16 protein-coding genes and 1 riboswitch are annotated in these 18,134 nt (G+C 65.4%); of the genes, 10 read left to right on the plus strand and 6 right to left on the minus strand.

Features of this window, described 5'->3' with window-relative positions; all coding sequences use genetic code 11:
• Window positions 1–3: 3 nt before the first annotated feature.
• The gene (gene msbA, locus RTH46_RS06350; RefSeq protein ID WP_110995820.1) at window positions 4–1,812 is read left to right on the plus strand and encodes a lipid A export permease/ATP-binding protein MsbA; all 1,809 of its coding nucleotides are present in this window, start codon (window positions 4–6) and stop codon (window positions 1,810–1,812) included.
• Between the two features lie 129 nt (window positions 1,813–1,941).
• Window positions 1,942–3,363, plus strand: coding sequence for a bifunctional D-glycero-beta-D-manno-heptose-7-phosphate kinase/D-glycero-beta-D-manno-heptose 1-phosphate adenylyltransferase HldE (gene hldE / locus RTH46_RS06355; protein WP_110995812.1), 1,422 nt, complete (start codon window positions 1,942–1,944; stop codon window positions 3,361–3,363).
• An 86-nt stretch (window positions 3,364–3,449) separates the two neighbouring features.
• Here hldE and RTH46_RS06360 read toward each other — a convergent pair whose 3' ends face one another.
• From RTH46_RS06360 to RTH46_RS06375, 4 genes are all read right to left on the minus strand, one after another.
• The gene (locus RTH46_RS06360) at window positions 3,450–4,415 is read right to left on the minus strand and encodes a metal ABC transporter ATPase (RefSeq protein WP_316905255.1); all 966 of its coding nucleotides are present in this window, start codon (window positions 4,413–4,415) and stop codon (window positions 3,450–3,452) included.
• Window positions 4,416–4,452: 37 nt separating this feature from the next.
• Window positions 4,453–5,265, minus strand: a complete 813-nt coding sequence (locus RTH46_RS06365) for an aldo/keto reductase (protein WP_316905256.1) — start codon at window positions 5,263–5,265, stop codon at window positions 4,453–4,455.
• Window positions 5,262–6,437 carry an NAD(P)/FAD-dependent oxidoreductase gene (locus RTH46_RS06370; RefSeq protein ID WP_279846534.1) on the minus strand — a complete coding sequence of 392 codons (1,176 nt, stop codon included), beginning with the start codon at window positions 6,435–6,437 and terminating at the stop codon, window positions 5,262–5,264. Before RTH46_RS06370 ends, RTH46_RS06365 begins: the two co-directional genes overlap by 4 nt.
• A gap of 151 nt (window positions 6,438–6,588) precedes the next feature.
• Entirely contained in the window at window positions 6,589–6,921 is a 333-nt protein-coding gene (locus RTH46_RS06375; RefSeq protein ID WP_011535981.1) for a DMT family transporter, read from the minus strand.
• Between the two features lie 90 nt (window positions 6,922–7,011).
• On the opposite strand from RTH46_RS06375, the gene RTH46_RS06380 reads away from it, so the two are divergent.
• Window positions 7,012–7,902: a LysR family transcriptional regulator gene (locus RTH46_RS06380; RefSeq protein ID WP_153786145.1), complete on the plus strand. Its 891-nt coding sequence runs from the start codon at window positions 7,012–7,014 to the stop codon at window positions 7,900–7,902.
• An 11-nt stretch (window positions 7,903–7,913) separates the two neighbouring features.
• On the plus strand, window positions 7,914–9,185 hold the full coding sequence (gene waaA, locus RTH46_RS06385; RefSeq protein ID WP_316905257.1) for a lipid IV(A) 3-deoxy-D-manno-octulosonic acid transferase: 1,272 nt from the start codon (window positions 7,914–7,916) through the stop codon (window positions 9,183–9,185).
• A gap of 114 nt (window positions 9,186–9,299) precedes the next feature.
• Here waaA and RTH46_RS06390 read toward each other — a convergent pair whose 3' ends face one another.
• Window positions 9,300–10,733: a TolC family outer membrane protein gene (locus RTH46_RS06390; protein WP_153786147.1), complete on the minus strand. Its 1,434-nt coding sequence runs from the start codon at window positions 10,731–10,733 to the stop codon at window positions 9,300–9,302.
• Between the two features lie 161 nt (window positions 10,734–10,894).
• Window positions 10,895–11,001, plus strand: a riboswitch (TPP riboswitch).
• A gap of 157 nt (window positions 11,002–11,158) precedes the next feature.
• Here RTH46_RS06390 and thiC point away from each other — a divergent pair.
• Entirely contained in the window at window positions 11,159–13,039 is a 1,881-nt protein-coding gene (gene thiC / locus RTH46_RS06395; protein WP_153786148.1) for a phosphomethylpyrimidine synthase ThiC, read from the plus strand.
• Window positions 13,040–13,167: 128 nt separating this feature from the next.
• Entirely contained in the window at window positions 13,168–14,451 is a 1,284-nt protein-coding gene (gene cytX, locus RTH46_RS06400) for a putative hydroxymethylpyrimidine transporter CytX (RefSeq protein ID WP_316905258.1), read from the plus strand.
• On the opposite strand, the gene RTH46_RS06405 is transcribed toward cytX, so the two are convergent.
• A complete protein-coding gene (locus RTH46_RS06405) occupies window positions 14,420–15,166 on the minus strand; it encodes an RsiV family protein (protein ID WP_316905259.1) in 747 nt (248 codons plus the stop codon). The genes cytX and RTH46_RS06405 overlap by 32 nt on opposite strands.
• Window positions 15,167–15,351: 185 nt before the next feature.
• Between RTH46_RS06405 and RTH46_RS06410 the strand changes: the two genes are divergently transcribed.
• The 4 genes from RTH46_RS06410 to RTH46_RS06425 all read left to right on the plus strand — a co-directional run bounded on the left by RTH46_RS06410 (window position 15,352) and on the right by RTH46_RS06425 (window position 18,107).
• Window positions 15,352–15,972: an NUDIX domain-containing protein gene (locus RTH46_RS06410; RefSeq protein ID WP_316905260.1), complete on the plus strand. Its 621-nt coding sequence runs from the start codon at window positions 15,352–15,354 to the stop codon at window positions 15,970–15,972.
• Window positions 15,963–16,415 (plus strand): DUF1249 domain-containing protein, encoded by a 453-nt coding sequence (locus tag RTH46_RS06415; RefSeq protein WP_153786152.1) that lies wholly within the window; start codon window positions 15,963–15,965, stop codon window positions 16,413–16,415. Before RTH46_RS06410 ends, RTH46_RS06415 begins: the two co-directional genes overlap by 10 nt.
• Window positions 16,416–16,500: 85 nt before the next feature.
• Window positions 16,501–17,304, plus strand: a complete 804-nt coding sequence (gene cpdA / locus RTH46_RS06420) for a 3',5'-cyclic-AMP phosphodiesterase (protein WP_316905261.1) — start codon at window positions 16,501–16,503, stop codon at window positions 17,302–17,304.
• Between the two features lie 194 nt (window positions 17,305–17,498).
• Window positions 17,499–18,107, plus strand: a complete 609-nt coding sequence (locus RTH46_RS06425; protein WP_316905262.1) for a YqiA/YcfP family alpha/beta fold hydrolase — start codon at window positions 17,499–17,501, stop codon at window positions 18,105–18,107.
• The last annotated feature ends 27 nt before the right edge of the window (window positions 18,108–18,134 follow it).

The following is an 18,134-nucleotide window of genomic DNA, read 5'->3' on the forward strand; positions in this document are numbered from 1 at the left end:
ATGATGGCCGAAACACCGCTCCCGGCGGAGAACTCCTCCAGCCTGAAGATCTACTTCAGGCTGCTGAGCTACGTGAAACCCTACGTCGGCATTTTCCTGCTGAGCATCGTCGGTTTCGTGATCTTCGCCTCTACCCAGCCGATGCTGGCCGGCATTCTCAAGTACTTCGTCGACGGCCTTAGCAACCCAGAGGCCGTCCTGTTCCCCAACGTACCCTACCTGCGCGACCTGCAGCTGCTGCAGGCCGTGCCGCTGCTGATCATCCTGATCGCGGCCTGGCAGGGCCTGGGCTCGTTCCTGGGCAACTACTTCCTGGCCAAGGTTTCGCTGTGCCTGGTGCACGACCTGCGGGTCGAGTTGTTCAACAAGCTGCTGGTGCTGCCCAACCGCTATTTCGACAACCACAACTCCGGGCACCTGATTTCGCGCATCACCTTCAACGTGACCATGGTCACCGGTGCTGCCACCGATGCGATCAAGGTGGTGATCCGTGAAGGCCTGACCGTGGTCTTCCTGTTCGTCTACCTGCTGTGGATGAACTGGATGCTGACCCTGGTCATGCTCGCCATCCTGCCGGTGATCGCGGTGATGGTGAGTACCGCCAGCAAGAAATTCCGCAAGCAGAGCAAGAAGATCCAGGTGGCCATGGGCGACGTGACCCACGTCGCGTCCGAGACCATCCAGGGCTACCGGGTGGTGCGCAGCTTCGGCGGCGAGGCCTACGAGCAGCAGCGTTTCGACAACGCCAGCCAGAGCAACACCGACAAGCAACTGCGCATGACCAAGACCGGCGCGCTGTACACGCCGATGCTGCAGCTGGTGATCTACACCGCCATGGCCGCGCTGATGTTCCTGGTGCTGTTCCTGCGCGGCGATGCGTCGGCTGGTGACATGGTTGCCTACATCACTGCCGCGGGCCTGCTGCCCAAGCCGATCCGCCAGCTTTCCGAAGTCAGCTCGACCATCCAGAAAGGCCTTGCGGGTGCCGAGAGCATCTTCGAGCAGCTCGACGAAGAACCAGAGGTCGATACCGGCACCGTCGAGAAGGCGCGGGTCGAAGGCCGCCTGGAAGTGCGCAACCTCAGCTTCACCTACCCCGGCACCGAGCGCCAGGTGCTCAGCGATATCAGCTTCACCGCCGAGCCTGGGCAGATGATTGCCCTGGTCGGCCGCTCCGGCAGCGGCAAGTCGACGCTGGCGGCGCTGATCCCGCGCTTCTATCACCACAGCGAAGGGCAGATCCTGCTCGATGGCGTGGAGATCGAGGAGTACCGGTTGCGCAACCTGCGCCGGCACGTGTCGCAGGTCACCCAGCACGTCACCCTGTTCAACGACACCGTGGCCAACAACATCGCCTACGGCGACCTCGCCGGCGCGCCGCGCGCCGACATCGAAGCCGCGGCTGCCGATGCCTATGCCAAGGAGTTTGTCGACCAGTTGCCCAAGGGCTTCGATACCGAGGTCGGCGAGAACGGCGTACTGCTCTCCGGCGGCCAGCGCCAGCGCCTGGCGATTGCCCGGGCACTGCTGAAAAACGCACCGCTGTTGATCCTCGACGAGGCCACCTCGGCCCTGGATACCGAGTCCGAGCGGCATATCCAGGCGGCCCTGGACCATGTGATGCAAGGCCGGACCACCCTGGTGATCGCCCACCGCCTGTCGACCATCGAGAAGGCCGACATGATCCTGGTGATGGACCAGGGGCGGCTGGTGGAGCGTGGGACCCACACCGAGCTTCTGGCGGCCAATGGCTATTATGCCCGCCTGCATGCCATGGGCCTGGATGCGCCGGAAAACGCCGATATCACCTGAAACCTCAAAGATCGGGGCCTGCATGGCCCCGATTGTCACTGCAGTTGTCCACAGTGAAGCTGGCCGTAAAGCCATCCTCGACCCTGTGCTAATATCCTGCCCCTGTTCACTTTTTCATATGGGTTGCCCATGAAGTTGTCCATGCCGCGTTTCGATCAAGCCCCGGTACTGGTGGTCGGCGATGTCATGCTCGACCGCTACTGGCATGGCGGTACTTCACGTATTTCGCCTGAAGCGCCGGTGCCGGTGGTCAAGGTCGATCAGATCGAGGATCGCCCCGGCGGTGCGGCCAACGTCGCGTTGAACATTGCCGCTTTGGGCGCGCCAGCCGCGCTGGTCGGCGTCACCGGCCAGGACGAGGCTGCCGACAGCCTCGCCAACAGCTTGCAGGCCGCCGGTGTGCGCTCGATCTTCCAGCGCATCGCCCACCAGCCGACCATCGTCAAGCTGCGGGTCATGAGCCGTCACCAGCAACTGCTGCGCATCGATTTCGAAGAACCCTTCGCCACCGACGCGCTGTCGCTGGGCGCCGAGGTCGATGGCCTGCTCGAAGGCATCAAGGTGCTGGTGCTCTCCGATTACGGCAAGGGCGCGCTGAAGAACCACCAGGCGCTGATCCAGGCCGCCCGGGCCAAGGGCATTCCGGTGCTGGCCGACCCCAAGGGCAAGGATTTTTCCATCTACCGTGGCGCCAGCCTGATCACGCCCAACCTGAGCGAGTTCGAGGCCATCGTCGGCCGTTGTGCCGACGAAGCCGAACTGGTCGCCAAGGGCCTCACCCTGCTCGACGAGCTCGACCTGGGTGCGCTGCTGGTGACCCGTGGCGAGCACGGCATGACCCTGCTGCGCACCGGCCACCCGGCCTTGCACCTGCCGGCTCGGGCCCGTGAAGTGTTCGATGTCACCGGTGCCGGCGATACCGTGATCTCTACCCTGGCCGCCGCCATTGCTGCCGGTGAAGAGCTGCCCCACGCCGTCGCCCTGGCCAACCTGGCCGCTGGCATCGTGGTCGGCAAGCTCGGTACGGCGGCCATCAGTGCCCCGGAACTGCGCCGGGCCATCCAGCGCGAAGAAGGTTCCGAGCGGGGCGTGCTGGGCCTGGAGCAGTTGCTGCTGGCGATCGACGATGCACGTGCACACAACGAGAAGATCGTCTTCACAAATGGCTGCTTCGACATCCTGCATGCAGGCCACGTGACCTACCTGGAGCAAGCGCGCGCCCAAGGCGACCGGCTGATTGTCGCGATCAACGACGATGCCTCGGTCAGCCGCTTGAAAGGCCCGGGCCGGCCGATCAACAGCGTCGACCGGCGCATGGCCGTGCTGGCCGGGCTGGGTGCGGTGGACTGGGTGATCAGCTTCCCTGAAGACACCCCGGAGAACCTGCTGCGCCAGGTGAAGCCGGATGTGCTGGTCAAGGGCGGCGACTATGGCATTGACCAGGTGGTCGGCGCCGATATCGTCAAGGCCTACGGCGGTACAGTGAAGGTGTTGGGGCTGGTCGAGAACAGCTCGACCACCGCCATCGTCGAGAAGATCCGCAAGCACTGATGCTGTAGCAATCGCGGGGCAAGCCCGCTCCCACGGTCTTTAACGCTCGTGGGAGCGGCGGTGCGCCGGTGCGACTTGCCCCGCGATCATTTGTGCAGAGTGCCCCGCGCCCGCTCAAGCAACTCGCGGGCCTTGTCACTGAAACGCTGCAGGTGCGTTTCCGGCTTGCGCTTCTGGGCCAGCCCCTGCTGCTTCAGCCAATCCCGCCAGCGCACCCGCTCATCGCGCACCACCCAACCCTCCTGGCGCGCAAAGCTTTCTGCCAGCCACACCCCGCGCGTACTCGCTGGCAGCAGCTGGTCCTTCTTCAGGGTGTAGAGCTCAGGCAGCGGCTGGCCATCCTTCAAAGGCATCAGGTACAGGTCCGGGCGCTTGCGGTTCAGCCGCGCCACCAATTGGTCACCCTCCAGCCGTTCATCGACGTGGAACAGGCTCAACGGCTTGGCTTCCCTGGGCACCTGCAGGCGCAGGTCATAGATCAACTGCAGCGAGGCCGTCGGCAGGTGCACGTAGGCCCGTGGCCGCTCCAGCAGCATCAGCTTGGCACAGTGCACCGGGCGGGCGGCGCCGGATTCGGGCGAGAGCACGAAGGGTGGTGCTTCGCGGTAGTGCAGGGCGGCGGCGTAGGGCGCCGGCAGCCAGGTATCGTTGAAGCGCCCGCCCAGCCAGCCCTCGGGTGTTTCCAGCAGGCATTCCTCGGCCACTTCCTGAATGGCGGTGAGTAGCGGCAGGTTCAACTCGTGGGCGGGCACATAGCCGGAAATCAGCTTGAGTACCACATCGCCGCGGTCCTGGCGGCGCTGGCGCACCAGCACCCAGTAGTCGCGGCCCTGCCAGTTCAGCGTGAGGCGCACCGACACGCCGAGGTTGGCCAGCTCGGCCACGAAGTGCTCGGAGTCGGCGACCTGGATGGCCTTGCGCCGCTGCAGGGTCTGGGCGAAGTTCAGCGGCATGCCGATGCTCTGGTATGTCAGGCCATCGGGGGTGGCCTCGACGTGCAGCGGCAGCGTCTTGAAGTTGCTCGGGTTCTTGCGGATCAGCGTACGCGGCACGAGGCTCCTCCTTGCGTTGGGCCCCCGCCCGGGCGGCTCAGGGCCGGGCCAGGATGCGGGCGACGGTGGCCACGTTGTGGGCCAGGTGCAGCGGGTTGATGGTGCCGACGATGGCACTGTTCACACCCGGGTGGGCAAACAGCAGCTCGAAGCTGGCCTGCACCGGGTCGACCCCGGGTGCCAGGCAGACATGTCCGCTGGCCAGGGCTTTCTTCACCAGGATGGCCTTGCCGTGCTCGGCAGCGTAGTCCAGCACCGGGCGCTCCGCCTGCTCGTTGAGGTTGTAGGTGACCATGGCGCAATCGCCCTGTTCCAACGCTTTCAGGCCACCGGCAACGGTTTTGCCTGAGAAACCATAGCCGAGAATCTTGCCCTCCTGCTTGAGGGCGGCAAGGGTTTCATAAACCTCTTCGTGCTCGAGGATCGCCAGGTCGTTGCCGTCAGAGTGCACCAGCACCAGTTCGATGCGGTCGGTTTCCAGGCGCTTGAGGCTGCGCTCCACCGAGCGGCGGGTGTGCGCGGCGCTGAAGTCGAAGCGTGATTGGCCGTCGTCGAATTCTTCACCGACCTTGCTGACGATCACCCATTGGTCGCGCTGGCCACGCAGCAGCGGGCCCAGGCGCTCCTCGCTGCGGCCATAGGCCGGTGCGGTGTCGATCAGGTTGATGCCCAATTCGCGGGCCTGGGCGAGCAGCAGGCGGGCGGCTTGGTCATCGGGGATGGTGAAGCCGTTGGGGTATTTCACGCCCTGGTCGCGGCCGAGCTTGACCGTGCCCAGGCCCAGTGGCGAAACACGCAGGCCGGTGCTGCCCAGTGCGCGGTGATGATCGTGCAGGGTTGGCAGGCTCATGGCAGCAGTTGCTCCCAGGCCGGTACGCCCAGTGGCGGGCGCGGCAGGTCGGTGAGGTCGGGGTGGGCGGCCGGGCGGATGCCGTCGCGCTCGAGGCTGGCCAGCACGCGGTCGGTCAGGTCCGGCGCCAGGGCCAGCTTGGTCGGCCAGCCCACCAGCAGGCGCTGCTGCTCGGCGAGGAAGGCGTTGTCCGGGCGCACCAGGCCTGATTGCCCAGGTTCGGCACGGTCTATGCGCAGCGTGGCCCAGCGGATCAGGCTCTGATCGACCCAGGGCAACAGGCCGGCAACCTCTTTTTGCGCGGCAGCAATCTGCGCGGCCGGTTCGCGGGCGACGCCGTCGGCTTCGGCAAGGTCGCCACCGAGGTACCACACCCACTGGCCGTCGGCCGCCGGGTGGGTGGTGACGGTGATGCGCGGCTTGGGCCCGCCGCCCAGGCAGTGGGCATACAGCGGCTTGAGGTTCGGCCCTTTGGCCAGGACCATGTGCAGGGGACGGCGCTGCATGGTCGGCTGGTTCAGGCCGAGGGCGTGCAGCAGGTCCTCGGTGCCGCCACCGGCACTGAGGACGATGCGCTGGGCGCGGATCTCGCGGCCATCGACGTTCAACCCGACCAGTTCGTCGCCCTCGCGCAACGGTTCGATGCGCTCGCCGGCCAGCAGGCTGTCACCGGCCAGCTGCGCCAGGTTGGCCAGCAGGCTGGGTACGTCGATGACCAGTTCGGCCAGGCGGTACACCTTGCCCTTGAAGGCGCGGTCCTGCAGGGCCGGCGGCAGTTGCTCGCCCTTGACCTGGTCGACCCGGCCACGCACGGCCTTGCTGGCGAAGAAGCTGGTGAGGTTGCCGGCCAGGGTGCCGGGGGACCAGAGGTAGTGGGCATCGGACAACAGGCGGGTGCCGGTCAGGTCCAGCTCGCCCGTGCCGGCGAGGGCTTCGCGCCAGCGCCGCGGCATGTCGGCGATGGCCTCGGAGGCGCCGGTCAGGGCGCCATGCAGGGCGTACTTGGTGCCGCCGTGGATGATGCCTTGCGACTTGATGGTCTGCTCGCCGCCCAGGCTGGCGCGCTCCACCAGCACGGTCGAATAACCCTGCTTGCGCAGGCGGGCATTGAGCCAGAGGCCGGCGACCCCGGCACCGACGATCAGCACGTCGGTGGAAATGGCGGATGGCATGCGGGCACCTCTAAAGCTGGGACAAGGTGCGCAGTATACAGGCTGTGCAAGGGCGCTGGTCGTGGGRGCGGGCTTGCCCCGCGATCAGGTAGGCATCCCGCTATCGTCATCGCGGGGCAAGCCCGCTCCCACGCAAAAAATGCGACCGGTCTCAGTGCCCGGCAGTGTTCGAGAACACCTGGATCACCACCACCCCGCCGACAATCATGGCCATCCCCAACATAGCCGGCACATCCAGCTTCTGCCCATAGATCACCAGCGCTGCGACGCTGATCAGCACGATGCCCAGCCCCGACCAGATTGCATAGGCGATGCCCACCGGGATGCTGCGCACCACCAGGGTGAGCATCCAGAACGCCACGCCATAGCCACAGATCATCAGCAGCAGCGGCAACGGCGTGCTCAAGCCCTTGACCGCTTTCATGGAAGCAGTGGCGATGACTTCGGCGCAGATGGCGATGGCGAGATAGGTATAGGCGTTCATGGTTCGGTTCCTCCGTTGCTGGTCGGGCATTCTAGGGGATGCTGGGATGGGGTAAAGTCATTACCTATCTTTAATGGAGATAGGTTGGCCATGACCGAACACTGGAACCTGGAGCAACTGCGCCTGTTCGTGCGCACCGCTGAACTGCGGTCGTTCTCCGCCGTGGCGCGGGAGCAGCGCAAGGCGCAGTCAGCGGTGAGCACCGCCATCGCCCTGCTTGAGACCGACCTGGGCGTGACCCTGTTCGAGCGCAGCAGTGGCCGCCAGCCGCGGCTGACCGAAAGCGGCGCGGCACTGCTGGAAGACGCCCGCGAACTGCTGCGCCAGTGCGAACGCCTGGACGGCCGGGCGCTGGCCCTGATGCGCGGCCAGGAAGCCTTGCTGCGGGTAGCCCAGGATGAGGCCATGCCCTATCAGCCGGTGATCGACAGCCTCGACGAACTGGCCGCGCACTACCCCTACCTGGAAGTGCAGCTGGCCAGCGGTGCCCAGGGCGATGTGGCGCGCAAGCTGGTGGAGCGACGTGCCGACCTGGGCCTGTTCTTCCACCACGAAAGCATTCCCTCCTCGCTGGAGCGGCGCGCCCTGGGCAGCGTCGAGATGGTCACCGTGTGCGCCATCGGCCACCCCTTGGCAGGGCAGGGCAAGGTCAGCCGTCAGCAGCTGGCGCGTCATCGCCAGTTGTTGATCACCCCACAGCAGAGCGGTTATCCGGGCGGCGAGGCGATCAGCCCGCAGGTCTGGCGTGCCGACAGCTTCTACGCCATGGCCGAGCTGCTGATGCGCGGCCTGGGCTGGGCCTGGTTGCCGCGCCACGTGGTGCAGTACCCCACCTACCAGGCACAGATGGTCGAGCTGGACAGCGAGTGGCGCCCGCCCGCGCTGGTGGCCGAGCTGGCCTGGCGCCGTGACGAGCCGCTGGGGCCGGCGGCGCAATGGTTGGCCGAGCGTTTTGCCGTGCACCTGCGTGCGATCGGGTAAACTCCGCCGCCATGAACAGAACCCTCTACTCCCTGCTGTTTCACCTGGGCCTGCCGCTGGTCGCGCTGCGCCTGTTCCTGCGTGGGCGCAAGGCGCCGGCGTACCGTGCACGTATCAATGAGCGCTTCGCCTGCAAGCTGCCGCCGCTGAAACAGGGCGGGATCTGGGTGCATGCGGTGTCGGTGGGCGAGAGCATCGCTGCCGCGCCCTTGGTTCGCGCGCTGCTCAAGCAGTACCCGGACCTGCCGATCACCCTGACCTGCATGACCCCGACCGGGTCGGAGCGCATCCGCGCCATGTTCGACGGCGAGCCGCGGGTGCAGCACTGCTACCTGCCCTATGACCTGCCCTGGGCGGCCGGGCGCTTCCTCGACCATGTGCGGCCGAAACTGGGCATCATCATGGAAACCGAGCTGTGGCCGAACCATATCCACCAGTGTGCCAAGCGCGGCATCCCGGTGGCGTTGGCCAATGCGCGGTTGTCCGAGCGGTCGGCGCGTGGTTATGCCCGCTTTGCCGGCCTGACTCGGCCAATGCTCGAGGAAATGAGCCTGATCGCCGTGCAGACCGAGACCGAGGCCGAGCGCTTTCGCAGCCTTGGTGCGCGCAGCGAATGCGTGCAGGTGACGGGGTCGATCAAGTTCGACCTGAAAGTCGATGAGCAGCTGCTGCCCCGCGCCCAGGCGTTGCGCGAGCAATGGGGCGCGGCGCAGCGCCCGGTGTGGATCGCCGCCAGCACCCATGACGGCGAGGATGCGTTGATCCTCGACGCGCACCGGCAACTGCTCCAGGTGCACGGCGATGCGCTGCTGATCCTGGTGCCGCGCCACCCCGAGCGCTTCAATGCGGTGCATGCACTTTGCAGCGCCGGATTCGCCACGGTGCGCCGTTCCACGGGGGAGGCGGTTCAGGCCCAGACCCAGGTGCTGCTGGGCGACACCATGGGCGAGTTGCTGTTCCTCTATGCCCTGGCCGACATCGCCTTTGTCGGTGGCAGCCTGGTGGCCACCGGCGGGCACAACCCGCTGGAGCCCGCAGCGCTGGCGTTGCCGGTGCTGATGGGGCCGCATGTGTTCAACTTCCTCGAGATCAGCGCGATGCTGCGTGATGCGGGGGCGTTGCAGCAGGTGGACGATGCCGAGGGGCTGGCCGGCGCGGTGCGCCGCCTGGTCGAGCTGCCGCAGGATGCCCGGCGCATGGGCGAGGCGGGCAGGGCGGTGATGCAGGCTAATCAGGGGGCGTTGCAGCGGTTGCTGGATGGGTTGGGGCAGTTCATTCGCTGACATGCTCACTGGCCTCTTCGCGGGTAAACCCGCTCCCACAGGTACGCCACCGGCCTTGAGCCATGTGATGTACCTGTGGGAGCGGGTTTACCCGCGAAGAGGCCAGCGCCGATATCAAGGCCTGCGTTCGAAATTCTTCGCCGCCGCCGCCGCCAGGTCCGGTGGCAGGAAGTCCTTGTCCGGGTTGTAGTCGGCCTTCAGGTAGCGCCCCAGGTCCTGCAGGTCCTGCGGGCTCAAGGTCCCCGCCGCCTGCTTCAGGCGCAGGTTGTCGAGGATGTAGTCATAGCGGCTGTTGTTGTAGTCGCGCACCGAGGTGTACAGCTGGCGCTGGGCATCCAGCACGTCGACGATGTTGCGGGTACCCACCTGGTAGCCGATCTCGGTGGCTTCCAGCGCGCTCTGGTTGGAGATGATCGACTGCTTGCGCGCCTGCACCTGTTCCACGTCGGTGTTCACCGCGCGGTGCAGGTTGCGGGTGTTCTCCACCACCTGGCGGCGCAGGCTCTCGCGCTGCTGCTCGCTCTGGCTCAGGCGCTGGTAGGCCTCGCGCACCTGCGAGCTGGTCAGCCCGCCGCTGTAGATCGGGATGTTCAACTGCAGGCCGACGCTGGTCTGCTCCACGTCGCCACCGTAACGGATGCCGTTCTGCGAAGGGTTGGTGAAGCCGAGGCTATCGTTGTCGCCCTTCTGGTACTTGGCCACCGCATCGAGGGTCGGCGCGTGGCCGGCCTTGCGCTGGCGCAGGGTCTCTTCGGCGGCATCGACCGCGTGGTTGGTGGCCAGCAGGTTGAGGTTCTGGCGCCCGGCGGTCTCGACCCAGGCCTTGGCGTCGTTGGGGATCGGCACCTGGATCGGCAGGGTGTGGACCACGCCCTGGATCGAGCTGTACTGGCGGTTGGTCAGGGTGATCAAGGCCTCGAAGGCGTCCTGCACCTGGCGCTCGGCGATGATCCGGTTGGCCCGGGCGGTGTCGTAGCTGGCCTGGGATTGCAGCACGTCGGTCTTGTCCGAGAGGCCGACGTCGAAACGCTCGTTGGACTGGTCCAGCTGGCGCTTGAACGCGGCTTCCTCGGCCTTGGTCGAGGCCAGGTTGTCCTGGGCGCGCAGCACGCTGAAGTAGTTCTCGGCGGTTTGCAGGATCAGGTTCTGCTCGGTGGCCGACAGTTCCAGCGCGGCCTGCTCGTTGACGGCCTCGGCGGCCTGCAGCTGGAACCAGCGGTCGGCGCGGAAGATCGGCTGCGCCAGGGTGGCGCTCCAGGAATTGCCGCTGCGGTTGGAGGTGATCGACGGGTCGTCGAGCTTGGTCCGGGTGTTCATCATTTCGGCACCGGCCGACAGGTTGGGCAGCAGGCCGGCGCGGGCCTGTGGCACCACTTCGCGGCGGGCGCCGTAGTCGGCGCGGGCGGCGGCCAGGTCGGCGTTGTTGTCGACCGCTTCCTGGTAGACGCTGACCAGGTCGGTCTTGACCGTGGTGGGCGTATCCACTGCCCACGCCACTCCGTGGGTCGCACAAGACACGGCAATCGCCAGTGAGAGTTTGCGCAGCATAGGGCAATCCTTGATCAAGATTTAATTACTGTACTGTCGGGTATCGAGCGGTGCGCCAGTGTAGTGCCACGCGCAGGCATCAACAATCCACTGTTTGTGCCTTTTGTCATGCCCCCCAAATACCCGCTTGGCTTTGCCGACCACTCCAGCTTAGACTGCGCAGGTTCTTGTCGGGGTGCCTTGATGCAAAGGCTGAGATCGCAAAGTTGCGGATCCCGTTGAACCTGATCAGGTTAGCGCCTGCGTAGGGAACAAGATTGCTCTCACATCCCGGGAGCCTCTTGTGCCAGGTCCGGGATCGTCACAGCTGCATGCAGCTCATGGCACCCCATATCCGGCACTGCACTCGTCACCACGGGTGCGTCCGCGCCTTTCAGGTTCACCCCGACATTCCGCCCGCTAGGAAGCTGTCTGGAGAGCCTGTGATGAGCAAACAAGAAAAAATTATCAGCCTGAGCGAGTCGGCCCAAGTCGACCAACAGTCCGTACAACCCCTGCCCAATTCGCGCAAGGTCTACGTCGAGGGTTCGCGCCCCGACATCCGCGTGCCCATGCGTGAAATCAGCCTGCACGATACCCCCACCGACTTCGGCGGCGAAAAGAACGCCCCGGTGCTGGTGTATGACACTTCCGGCCCGTACACCGACCCCAACGTCGTCATCGACGTGCGCAAGGGCCTGGGCGACGTGCGCTCGGCGTGGATCGACGCCCGTGGCGACACCGAGCGCCTGGAAGGCCTGAGCTCCAACTTCGGCCAGCAGCGCCTGAACGATGCCGAGCTGGCCAAGCTGCGCTTTGCCCATGTGCGCAACCCGCGCCGCGCCAAGCCCGGCGCCAACGTATCGCAGATGCACTACGCCCGCCAGGGCATCATCACCGCCGAGATGGAATACGTTGCCATCCGCGAGAACATGAAACTGCAGGAAGCCCGCGCCGCCGGCCTGCTGGACCAGCAGCATGCCGGCCACAGCTTCGGCGCCAACATCCCGAAAGAGATCACCCCCGAGTTCGTCCGCGAAGAAATCGCCCGTGGCCGCGCGATCATTCCGGCCAACATCAACCACACCGAACTCGAGCCGATGATCATCGGCCGCAACTTCCTGGTGAAGATCAACGGCAACATCGGCAACAGCGCCCTGGGTTCCTCGATCGAGGAAGAAGTGGCCAAGCTGACCTGGGGCATCCGTTGGGGTTCGGACACGGTCATGGACCTGTCCACCGGCAAGCACATTCACGAAACCCGCGAGTGGATCATCCGCAACTCGCCGGTACCGATCGGCACCGTGCCGATCTACCAGGCCCTGGAAAAGGTCAATGGCGTTGCCGAAGACCTGACCTGGGAGCTGTTCCGCGACACTCTGATCGAACAGGCCGAGCAGGGCGTGGACTACTTCACCATCCACGCAGGCGTCTTGCTGCGCTACGTGCCGCTGACCGCCAAGCGGGTCACCGGCATCGTCAGCCGCGGCGGTTCGATCATGGCCAAGTGGTGCCTGGCGCACCACAAAGAGAACTTCCTGTACACGCACTTCGACGAGATCTGCGAAATCATGAAGGCCTACGACGTCAGCTTCTCGCTGGGCGACGGCCTGCGCCCGGGCTCGATCGCCGACGCCAACGACGCCGCCCAGTTCGGTGAACTGGAAACCCTCGGCGAGCTGACCAAGATCGCCTGGAAGCACGATGTGCAGTGCATGATCGAAGGCCCGGGCCACGTGCCGATGCAGCTGATCAAGGAGAACATGGACAAGCAGCTGGAGTGCTGCGACGAGGCGCCGTTCTACACCCTAGGCCCGCTGACCACCGACATCGCCCCGGGTTACGACCACATCACCTCAGGGATAGGTGCGGCGATGATCGGCTGGTTCGGTTGCGCCATGCTTTGCTACGTCACGCCCAAGGAGCACCTGGGCCTGCCGAACAAGGATGACGTCAAGACCGGCATCATCACCTACAAGATCGCCGCCCATGCCGCCGACCTTGCCAAGGGCCACCCGGGCGCGCAGATCCGCGACAACGCGCTGTCCAAGGCACGCTTCGAGTTCCGCTGGGAAGACCAGTTCAACCTCGGCCTGGACCCGGACACCGCGCGCTCGTTCCACGACGAGACGCTGCCCAAGGAGTCGGCCAAGGTCGCGCACTTCTGCTCGATGTGCGGGCCGAAGTTCTGCTCGATGAAGATCACCCAGGAAGTGCGTGAGTATGCCGCGAAGATCGACACCGTCGATGTGACGGCCGAGCAGGGCATGCGCGAGCAGGCCGAGCGGTTCCGCCAGGAAGGCAGCCAGCTGTACCAGAAAGTCTGACGCGTCAGCTGTAACGCAACGTGGGAGCGGGCTTGCCCCGCGATGGCGATGTCGGGTCTGCCGACGCCATCGCGGGGCAAGCCCGCTCCCACGTTTGCCAACTTAGTCCAGTCATCCGGCGAACAATCATGACAACACCCAGCCACTTCTCCCCCGACCACCCGGTCCCTTCCCATCACCGCCAATTCGGCGCCCGCGACCTGTTCTCGCTGTGGTTCTCCCTCGGCATCGGCCTGATGGTCCTGCAGGTCGGCGGGCTGCTGGCCACGGGCCTGGGCCTGGCCGGGTCGATCCTGGCGATCACCCTGGGCACGGCAGTAGGCGTGCTGCTGCTGGCGGCCGCCGGGGTGATCGGCAGCGACACCGGCCTGTCGGCCATGGCCACCCTGCGCCTGTCGCTGGGCCGCCACGGCGCGCGCCTGCCGGCGCTGCTCAACCTACTGCAGCTGGTGGGCTGGGGCTCGTTCGAGATCATCGTCATGCGCGATGCCGCGAGCCTGCTGGGCGCGCGCACCTTCGGCGAGGACAGTGGCTGGAACAGCCCGCTGCTGTGGACCTTGTGCTTCGGTGCCCTGGCCACCTTGCTGGCGGTCAGCGGGCCCTTGGCGTTCGTGCGCAAGGTGCTGCGCAAGTGGGGGATCTGGCTGCTGCTCGGCGCTTGCCTGTGGTTGACCTGGAACCTGTTCGCCAAGGCGGACCTGGCCGAACTGTGGCGGCGCCCAGGCGATGGCTCGCTGTCGCTGGCGCTGGGCTTCGATATCGTCATCGCCATGCCGCTGTCGTGGCTGCCGTTGATCGCCGACTATTCGCGTTTCGGCAAGCGCGCCAGCCGGGTGTTTGGCGGTACCGCGCTGGGCTTCTTCATTGGCAATGCCTGGCTGATGAGCCTGGGCGTGGCCTACACCCTGGCCTTCGCCCCGAGTGGCGAGGTGAATGCACTGCTGCTGGCCCTGGCTGGCGCCGGGCTGGGCATTCCGCTGCTGCTGATTCTGCTCGACGAGTCGGAGAACGCCTTTGCCGACATTCACTCGGCAGCGGTTTCGACCGGCCTGCTGGTGAAAATGAAGGTCGAGCACCTGGCGCTGGCCATCGGTGTGCTGTGCACCCTGATCGCACTGCTGGCGCCCTTGGCCCAGTACCAGAACTTCCTGCTGTTGATCGGCTCGGTGTTCGCGCCGCTGTTCGGCGTGGTGCTGGTGGACCACTTCGTGGTTCGTCGTCGGCGCATGCCGGCGCTGGTCGAAGGGCTGCACTGGCAGGCGCTGCTGGCCTGGGCGGTGGGGGTGGCGGCTTATCACCTGATGGCGAACCAGGCACCGGAGCTGGGGGCGACCCTGCCGGCACTGCTGCTGGCAGGGGTACTGCATGGGGTGCTATCGATCAGCCGCGGCCGGGAAACAGCTCGGGCCTGATCACGCCATTGAGGCGTGGGTAGGGGATCTTCAGCTCGACGTGGCCCATGGAGTAGGGCGCGATGGCATAGACCTCGTACTTCACGATCACCGCGCCGTAGGTCAGGGCGATGTGCGGCGACGGCTTGAACGGCCAGGTCTTGACGAACTCGGGGTCCTTGTCCACGCCGGTGCTGATCTGCCAGGCGCGGTGGGACTCCTCGACGGTCTTCCAGAAGGTCTCTTTCTGGCCGGGCACCAGCATGTCGTCCAGGGTCAGTACCTTGTCCAGCTTGCGCGAGTAGTTGATGAAGCCGCGCCCGGGCATGCCGTGGGCGCCGCCGCTGTCGAGGTAGCTGGACAGCTCGATGATCACCAGCCCGTCATGCTGCTCGCGTACCTTGGCTTGCAGGTAGCTGCTGTTGCGCTTGTCGGCGCGGGCCAGGTACTGCTGCTCATAGGCCTGCAGCGAGGCTGGCGGGGTGCCGCGCTGGTTGTCCTCGGTCAGTTGCAGCAGGCGTTTTTCGACGATGGCGTCGAGCTTGGGCAGCGCCGGGAAGTGCACGGTGTCGATGTTCACCAGCGGGCAGTCGCTCTCGCTGCAGCCGGGTTTTACATGCTCCCAGGCATCGCGCTTGACCTCGAGCGGTGCCCGGTAGTTGGGCGTGAACAGGCTCTGGCAGGCGCTGAGGGCGACTGCCAGCACGGCCACGGAAGTCAGTTTGACTAGCGTCATGATGATCCTTGCACAACGGTGATGATCGGCCTTGGACCGCCTGCGCGGCCTTCAGTTCGCCACTAAGCTAACAGAGAGCGTAGCGCCTGTCCCGAGTGCCCGAACGGTCGCCACAAAGGGATGAAACCGGGCGGCGCGCAGAGTAGGATTGCGCGATGCGGTAAACGAGGTAATGAGGAGTTTGCATGACGGATACGTTGAATTCGGTGCCCCAGAAGGTCGAGATTGCCCGGCGCGAGCAGTTGTTCAAGGGTTTCTACAAACTGGACAAGCTGCACCTGCGTCACGAGCTGTTCGCTGGCGGCATGAGCCGTGAATTCACCCGCGAGCTGTTCGTGCGGCACGACGCCGTCTGTGTGCTGCCCTACGATCCGCAGCGCGACGAAGTGGTATTGATCGAGCAGTTTCGCGTGGGTGCCCTGGACAAGGTCGGCAACCCTTGGCTCATCGAAATGGTGGCTGGGCTGATCGACAAAGTTGGGGAAGACCCTGAAGAAGTTGCCCGTCGCGAAGGTGAAGAAGAAGCGGGCCTGACGTTCAAGGCGCTCTGGCCGATCACCAAGTACTTCCCGTCACCCGGCGGCAGCGACGAATTTGTCCATCTCTACCTTGGGCGTTGCAGTAGCGAAGGTGCGGGCGGCCTGCATGGCCTTGAAGAAGAGAGCGAGGATATCCGGGTGCGCGTCTGGGCATTCGAGGATGCGTTGCAAGCGGTGCGCGATGGCAGGATTCACAACGCTGCCACGATCATCGGCCTGCAATGGCTGGCACTGAACCGTGATGAAGTACGAGGTATGTGGAAGTGAACCTGCTGCGCGAGCGCTATCGAGTCGACCTGGTCGGGCTGCAGACGGCCTGTGAGGCCAACTACGCCCGCCTGATGCGCCTGCTGCCGGAGATGCGCACCACGCAAAGCTCGCGGCGCATCGGCATGACCCAGGGTGACCAGATGCTCGGCGTGCTGGTGCTCGAAGTGCTGTTGGCCTGCCCTTATACCACCACCCTGCGGGTGCGCCAGGAGCACAGCCTGCCGTGGTTGCCGGTGCCCGAGCTTGAGGTGCAGGTGTATCACGACGCGCGCATGGCCGAAGTGGTCAGCGCCGAGCATACCCGCCGCCTGCACAGCATCTACCCGTACCCCAACAGGGCGATGCACCAGCCTGACGAGAAGGCCCAGCTCAACCTGTTCCTCGGCGAATGGCTCAGCCACTGCCTGGCCTGTGGCCACGAACTGGCGACCGTGCGCTGAAATGTGACGCCCGTCGGCTTCGAGTATTTGCTCCACAGCGATCCATCGCCATAATCCGTGCTGAATCCGTTCGAGGAGACGGCCGTTGCCGCACGCACTTTTCGCAGAGCCACCCGTTCATGTGGTGCAACTGACCGATGCCCATCTGTTCGCCGATCCCGTCGGGACGCTGCTGGGGCTCAATACCCGCGACAGCCTTGAGCATGTGGTGGCGCAGGTGCGCCGTGAACAGCCGCGCATAGACCTGCTGCTGTGCACGGGGGATCTGTCCCAGGATGCCAGTGTGGCCTCCTATGAAGCATTCCGCGGGCTGACCGCCGTGTTCGGTGCGCCGGCACGCTGGTTGCCGGGCAATCATGACGAAGCCCAGGTAATGGCCAAGGTGGCGCCGGAGCTGATCACGGCAGTGACCGATATCGGCGCCTGGCGCATCGTGATGCTTGATTCGGCGGTGGTCGGTGCCACGTTCGGGCTGCTGGCAGAAGACCAGCTGGCCACGCTGGACCAGGCGTTGGCCACTGCCGGTGAGCGGCATTGCCTGGTGTGCTGCCACCACCAGCCGGTGGATATCGGTTGTGCGTGGATGGCGCCTATCGGATTGCGCAATGCTGACCAACTGCTGATGCGCGTGAAACGTTATCCACAGGTGAAAGCGCTGCTCTGGGGGCATGTTCACCAGGAATTCGACCAGCTGCGCGAGGGTCTGCGCTTGCTGGCCACGCCCTCGACCTGCATCCAGTTCGCGCCGGGCAGCGAGGACTTCCAGGTGAGTGAAGAGCAGCCGGGGTATCGCTGGTTGCGCCTGCATGCCGACGGGCGGCTGGAGACCGGGGTGGAGCGGGCGCGGGATTTTGTGGTGACGCTGGACTTCAACAGCCCAGGTTACTGATCGGGTCAGTGGTCAGGTGCGTGGGAGCGGGCTTGCCCCGCGATTGCGATGGCGGCTTTGGCTCTGCAATCGCGGGGCAAGCCCGCTCCCACGGTGAATGTAGTCTTCATTGAAGAATGTGTTGCGAAAATCCCCACACTGCGCCAATGCCCTTCGAACAGGCTACACTGCGCGTCTTTGCGTCCGGGGGCAGCATGTCGGGTTCCATCCTTTATATCCATGGCTTCAACAGCTCGCCGCTGTCGAAGAAGGCCCGCCAACTCGAGGCGGTCATGCAGCAGCTCGGCCTGGCTGAGCAACTGCGCGTCCCGGCCCTGCATCACCACCCGCGCCAGGCCATCGCCCAGCTGGAGGCCTCCATCGGCGAGCTCGGCGCGCCCTTGCTGGTCGGCAGCTCGCTGGGCGGCTACTATGCCACCCACTTGGCCGAGCGCCACGGCCTCAAGGCCCTGCTGATCAACCCGGCGGTCGCCCCGCACCGGCTGTTCGATGGTTATCTCGGCACCCAGCGCAACCTGTATACCGACGAAGCCTGGGAGCTGACCCACGACCATGTGCAGGCCCTGGCCGAGCTCGAAGTGCCACCGCCCACGGACGCCGCCCGCTATCAAGTGTGGTTGCAGACCGCCGATGAAACACTGGACTATCGCCAGGCCGAGGGCTATTACCGAGCCTGTGCCCTGCGCATCCAGGCCGGCGGCGACCACAGCTACCAAGGCTTCGCCGAACAGCTCCCGGCGCTGCTGACCTTTGCCGGTATTGCCCGTGGGCAGTATGCGGCGCTGGATTTTTCTGTACTTTGAGCTTTTTGCATTCACCTGACTGACGAC

Source organism: Pseudomonas sp. zfem004 (genome assembly GCF_032621715.1).
Classification (GTDB): domain Bacteria; phylum Pseudomonadota; class Gammaproteobacteria; order Pseudomonadales; family Pseudomonadaceae; genus Aquipseudomonas; species Aquipseudomonas sichuanensis.

What these genes read in the sequence shown, in the direction of transcription:
- RTH46_RS06370 (WP_279846534.1), bottom strand. Translation starts at nt 6,437, where the DNA reads ATGCCATCCGCCATTTCCACCGACGTGCTGATCGTCGGTGCCGGGGTC.
- hldE (WP_110995812.1), top strand. Translation starts at nt 1,942, where the DNA reads ATGAAGTTGTCCATGCCGCGTTTCGATCAAGCCCCGGTACTGGTGGTC.
- waaA (WP_316905257.1), top strand. Translation starts at nt 7,914, where the DNA reads ATGAACAGAACCCTCTACTCCCTGCTGTTTCACCTGGGCCTGCCGCTG.
- RTH46_RS06410 (WP_316905260.1), top strand. Translation starts at nt 15,352, where the DNA reads ATGACGGATACGTTGAATTCGGTGCCCCAGAAGGTCGAGATTGCCCGG.
- RTH46_RS06375 (WP_011535981.1), bottom strand. Translation starts at nt 6,921, where the DNA reads ATGAACGCCTATACCTATCTCGCCATCGCCATCTGCGCCGAAGTCATC.
- RTH46_RS06425 (WP_316905262.1), top strand. Translation starts at nt 17,499, where the DNA reads ATGTCGGGTTCCATCCTTTATATCCATGGCTTCAACAGCTCGCCGCTG.
- msbA (WP_110995820.1), top strand. Translation starts at nt 4, where the DNA reads ATGGCCGAAACACCGCTCCCGGCGGAGAACTCCTCCAGCCTGAAGATC.
- cytX (WP_316905258.1), top strand. Translation starts at nt 13,168, where the DNA reads ATGACAACACCCAGCCACTTCTCCCCCGACCACCCGGTCCCTTCCCAT.
- RTH46_RS06365 (WP_316905256.1), bottom strand. Translation starts at nt 5,265, where the DNA reads ATGAGCCTGCCAACCCTGCACGATCATCACCGCGCACTGGGCAGCACC.
- RTH46_RS06380 (WP_153786145.1), top strand. Translation starts at nt 7,012, where the DNA reads ATGACCGAACACTGGAACCTGGAGCAACTGCGCCTGTTCGTGCGCACC.
- RTH46_RS06405 (WP_316905259.1), bottom strand. Translation starts at nt 15,166, where the DNA reads ATGACGCTAGTCAAACTGACTTCCGTGGCCGTGCTGGCAGTCGCCCTC.
- thiC (WP_153786148.1), top strand. Translation starts at nt 11,159, where the DNA reads ATGAGCAAACAAGAAAAAATTATCAGCCTGAGCGAGTCGGCCCAAGTC.
- RTH46_RS06390 (WP_153786147.1), bottom strand. Translation starts at nt 10,733, where the DNA reads ATGCTGCGCAAACTCTCACTGGCGATTGCCGTGTCTTGTGCGACCCAC.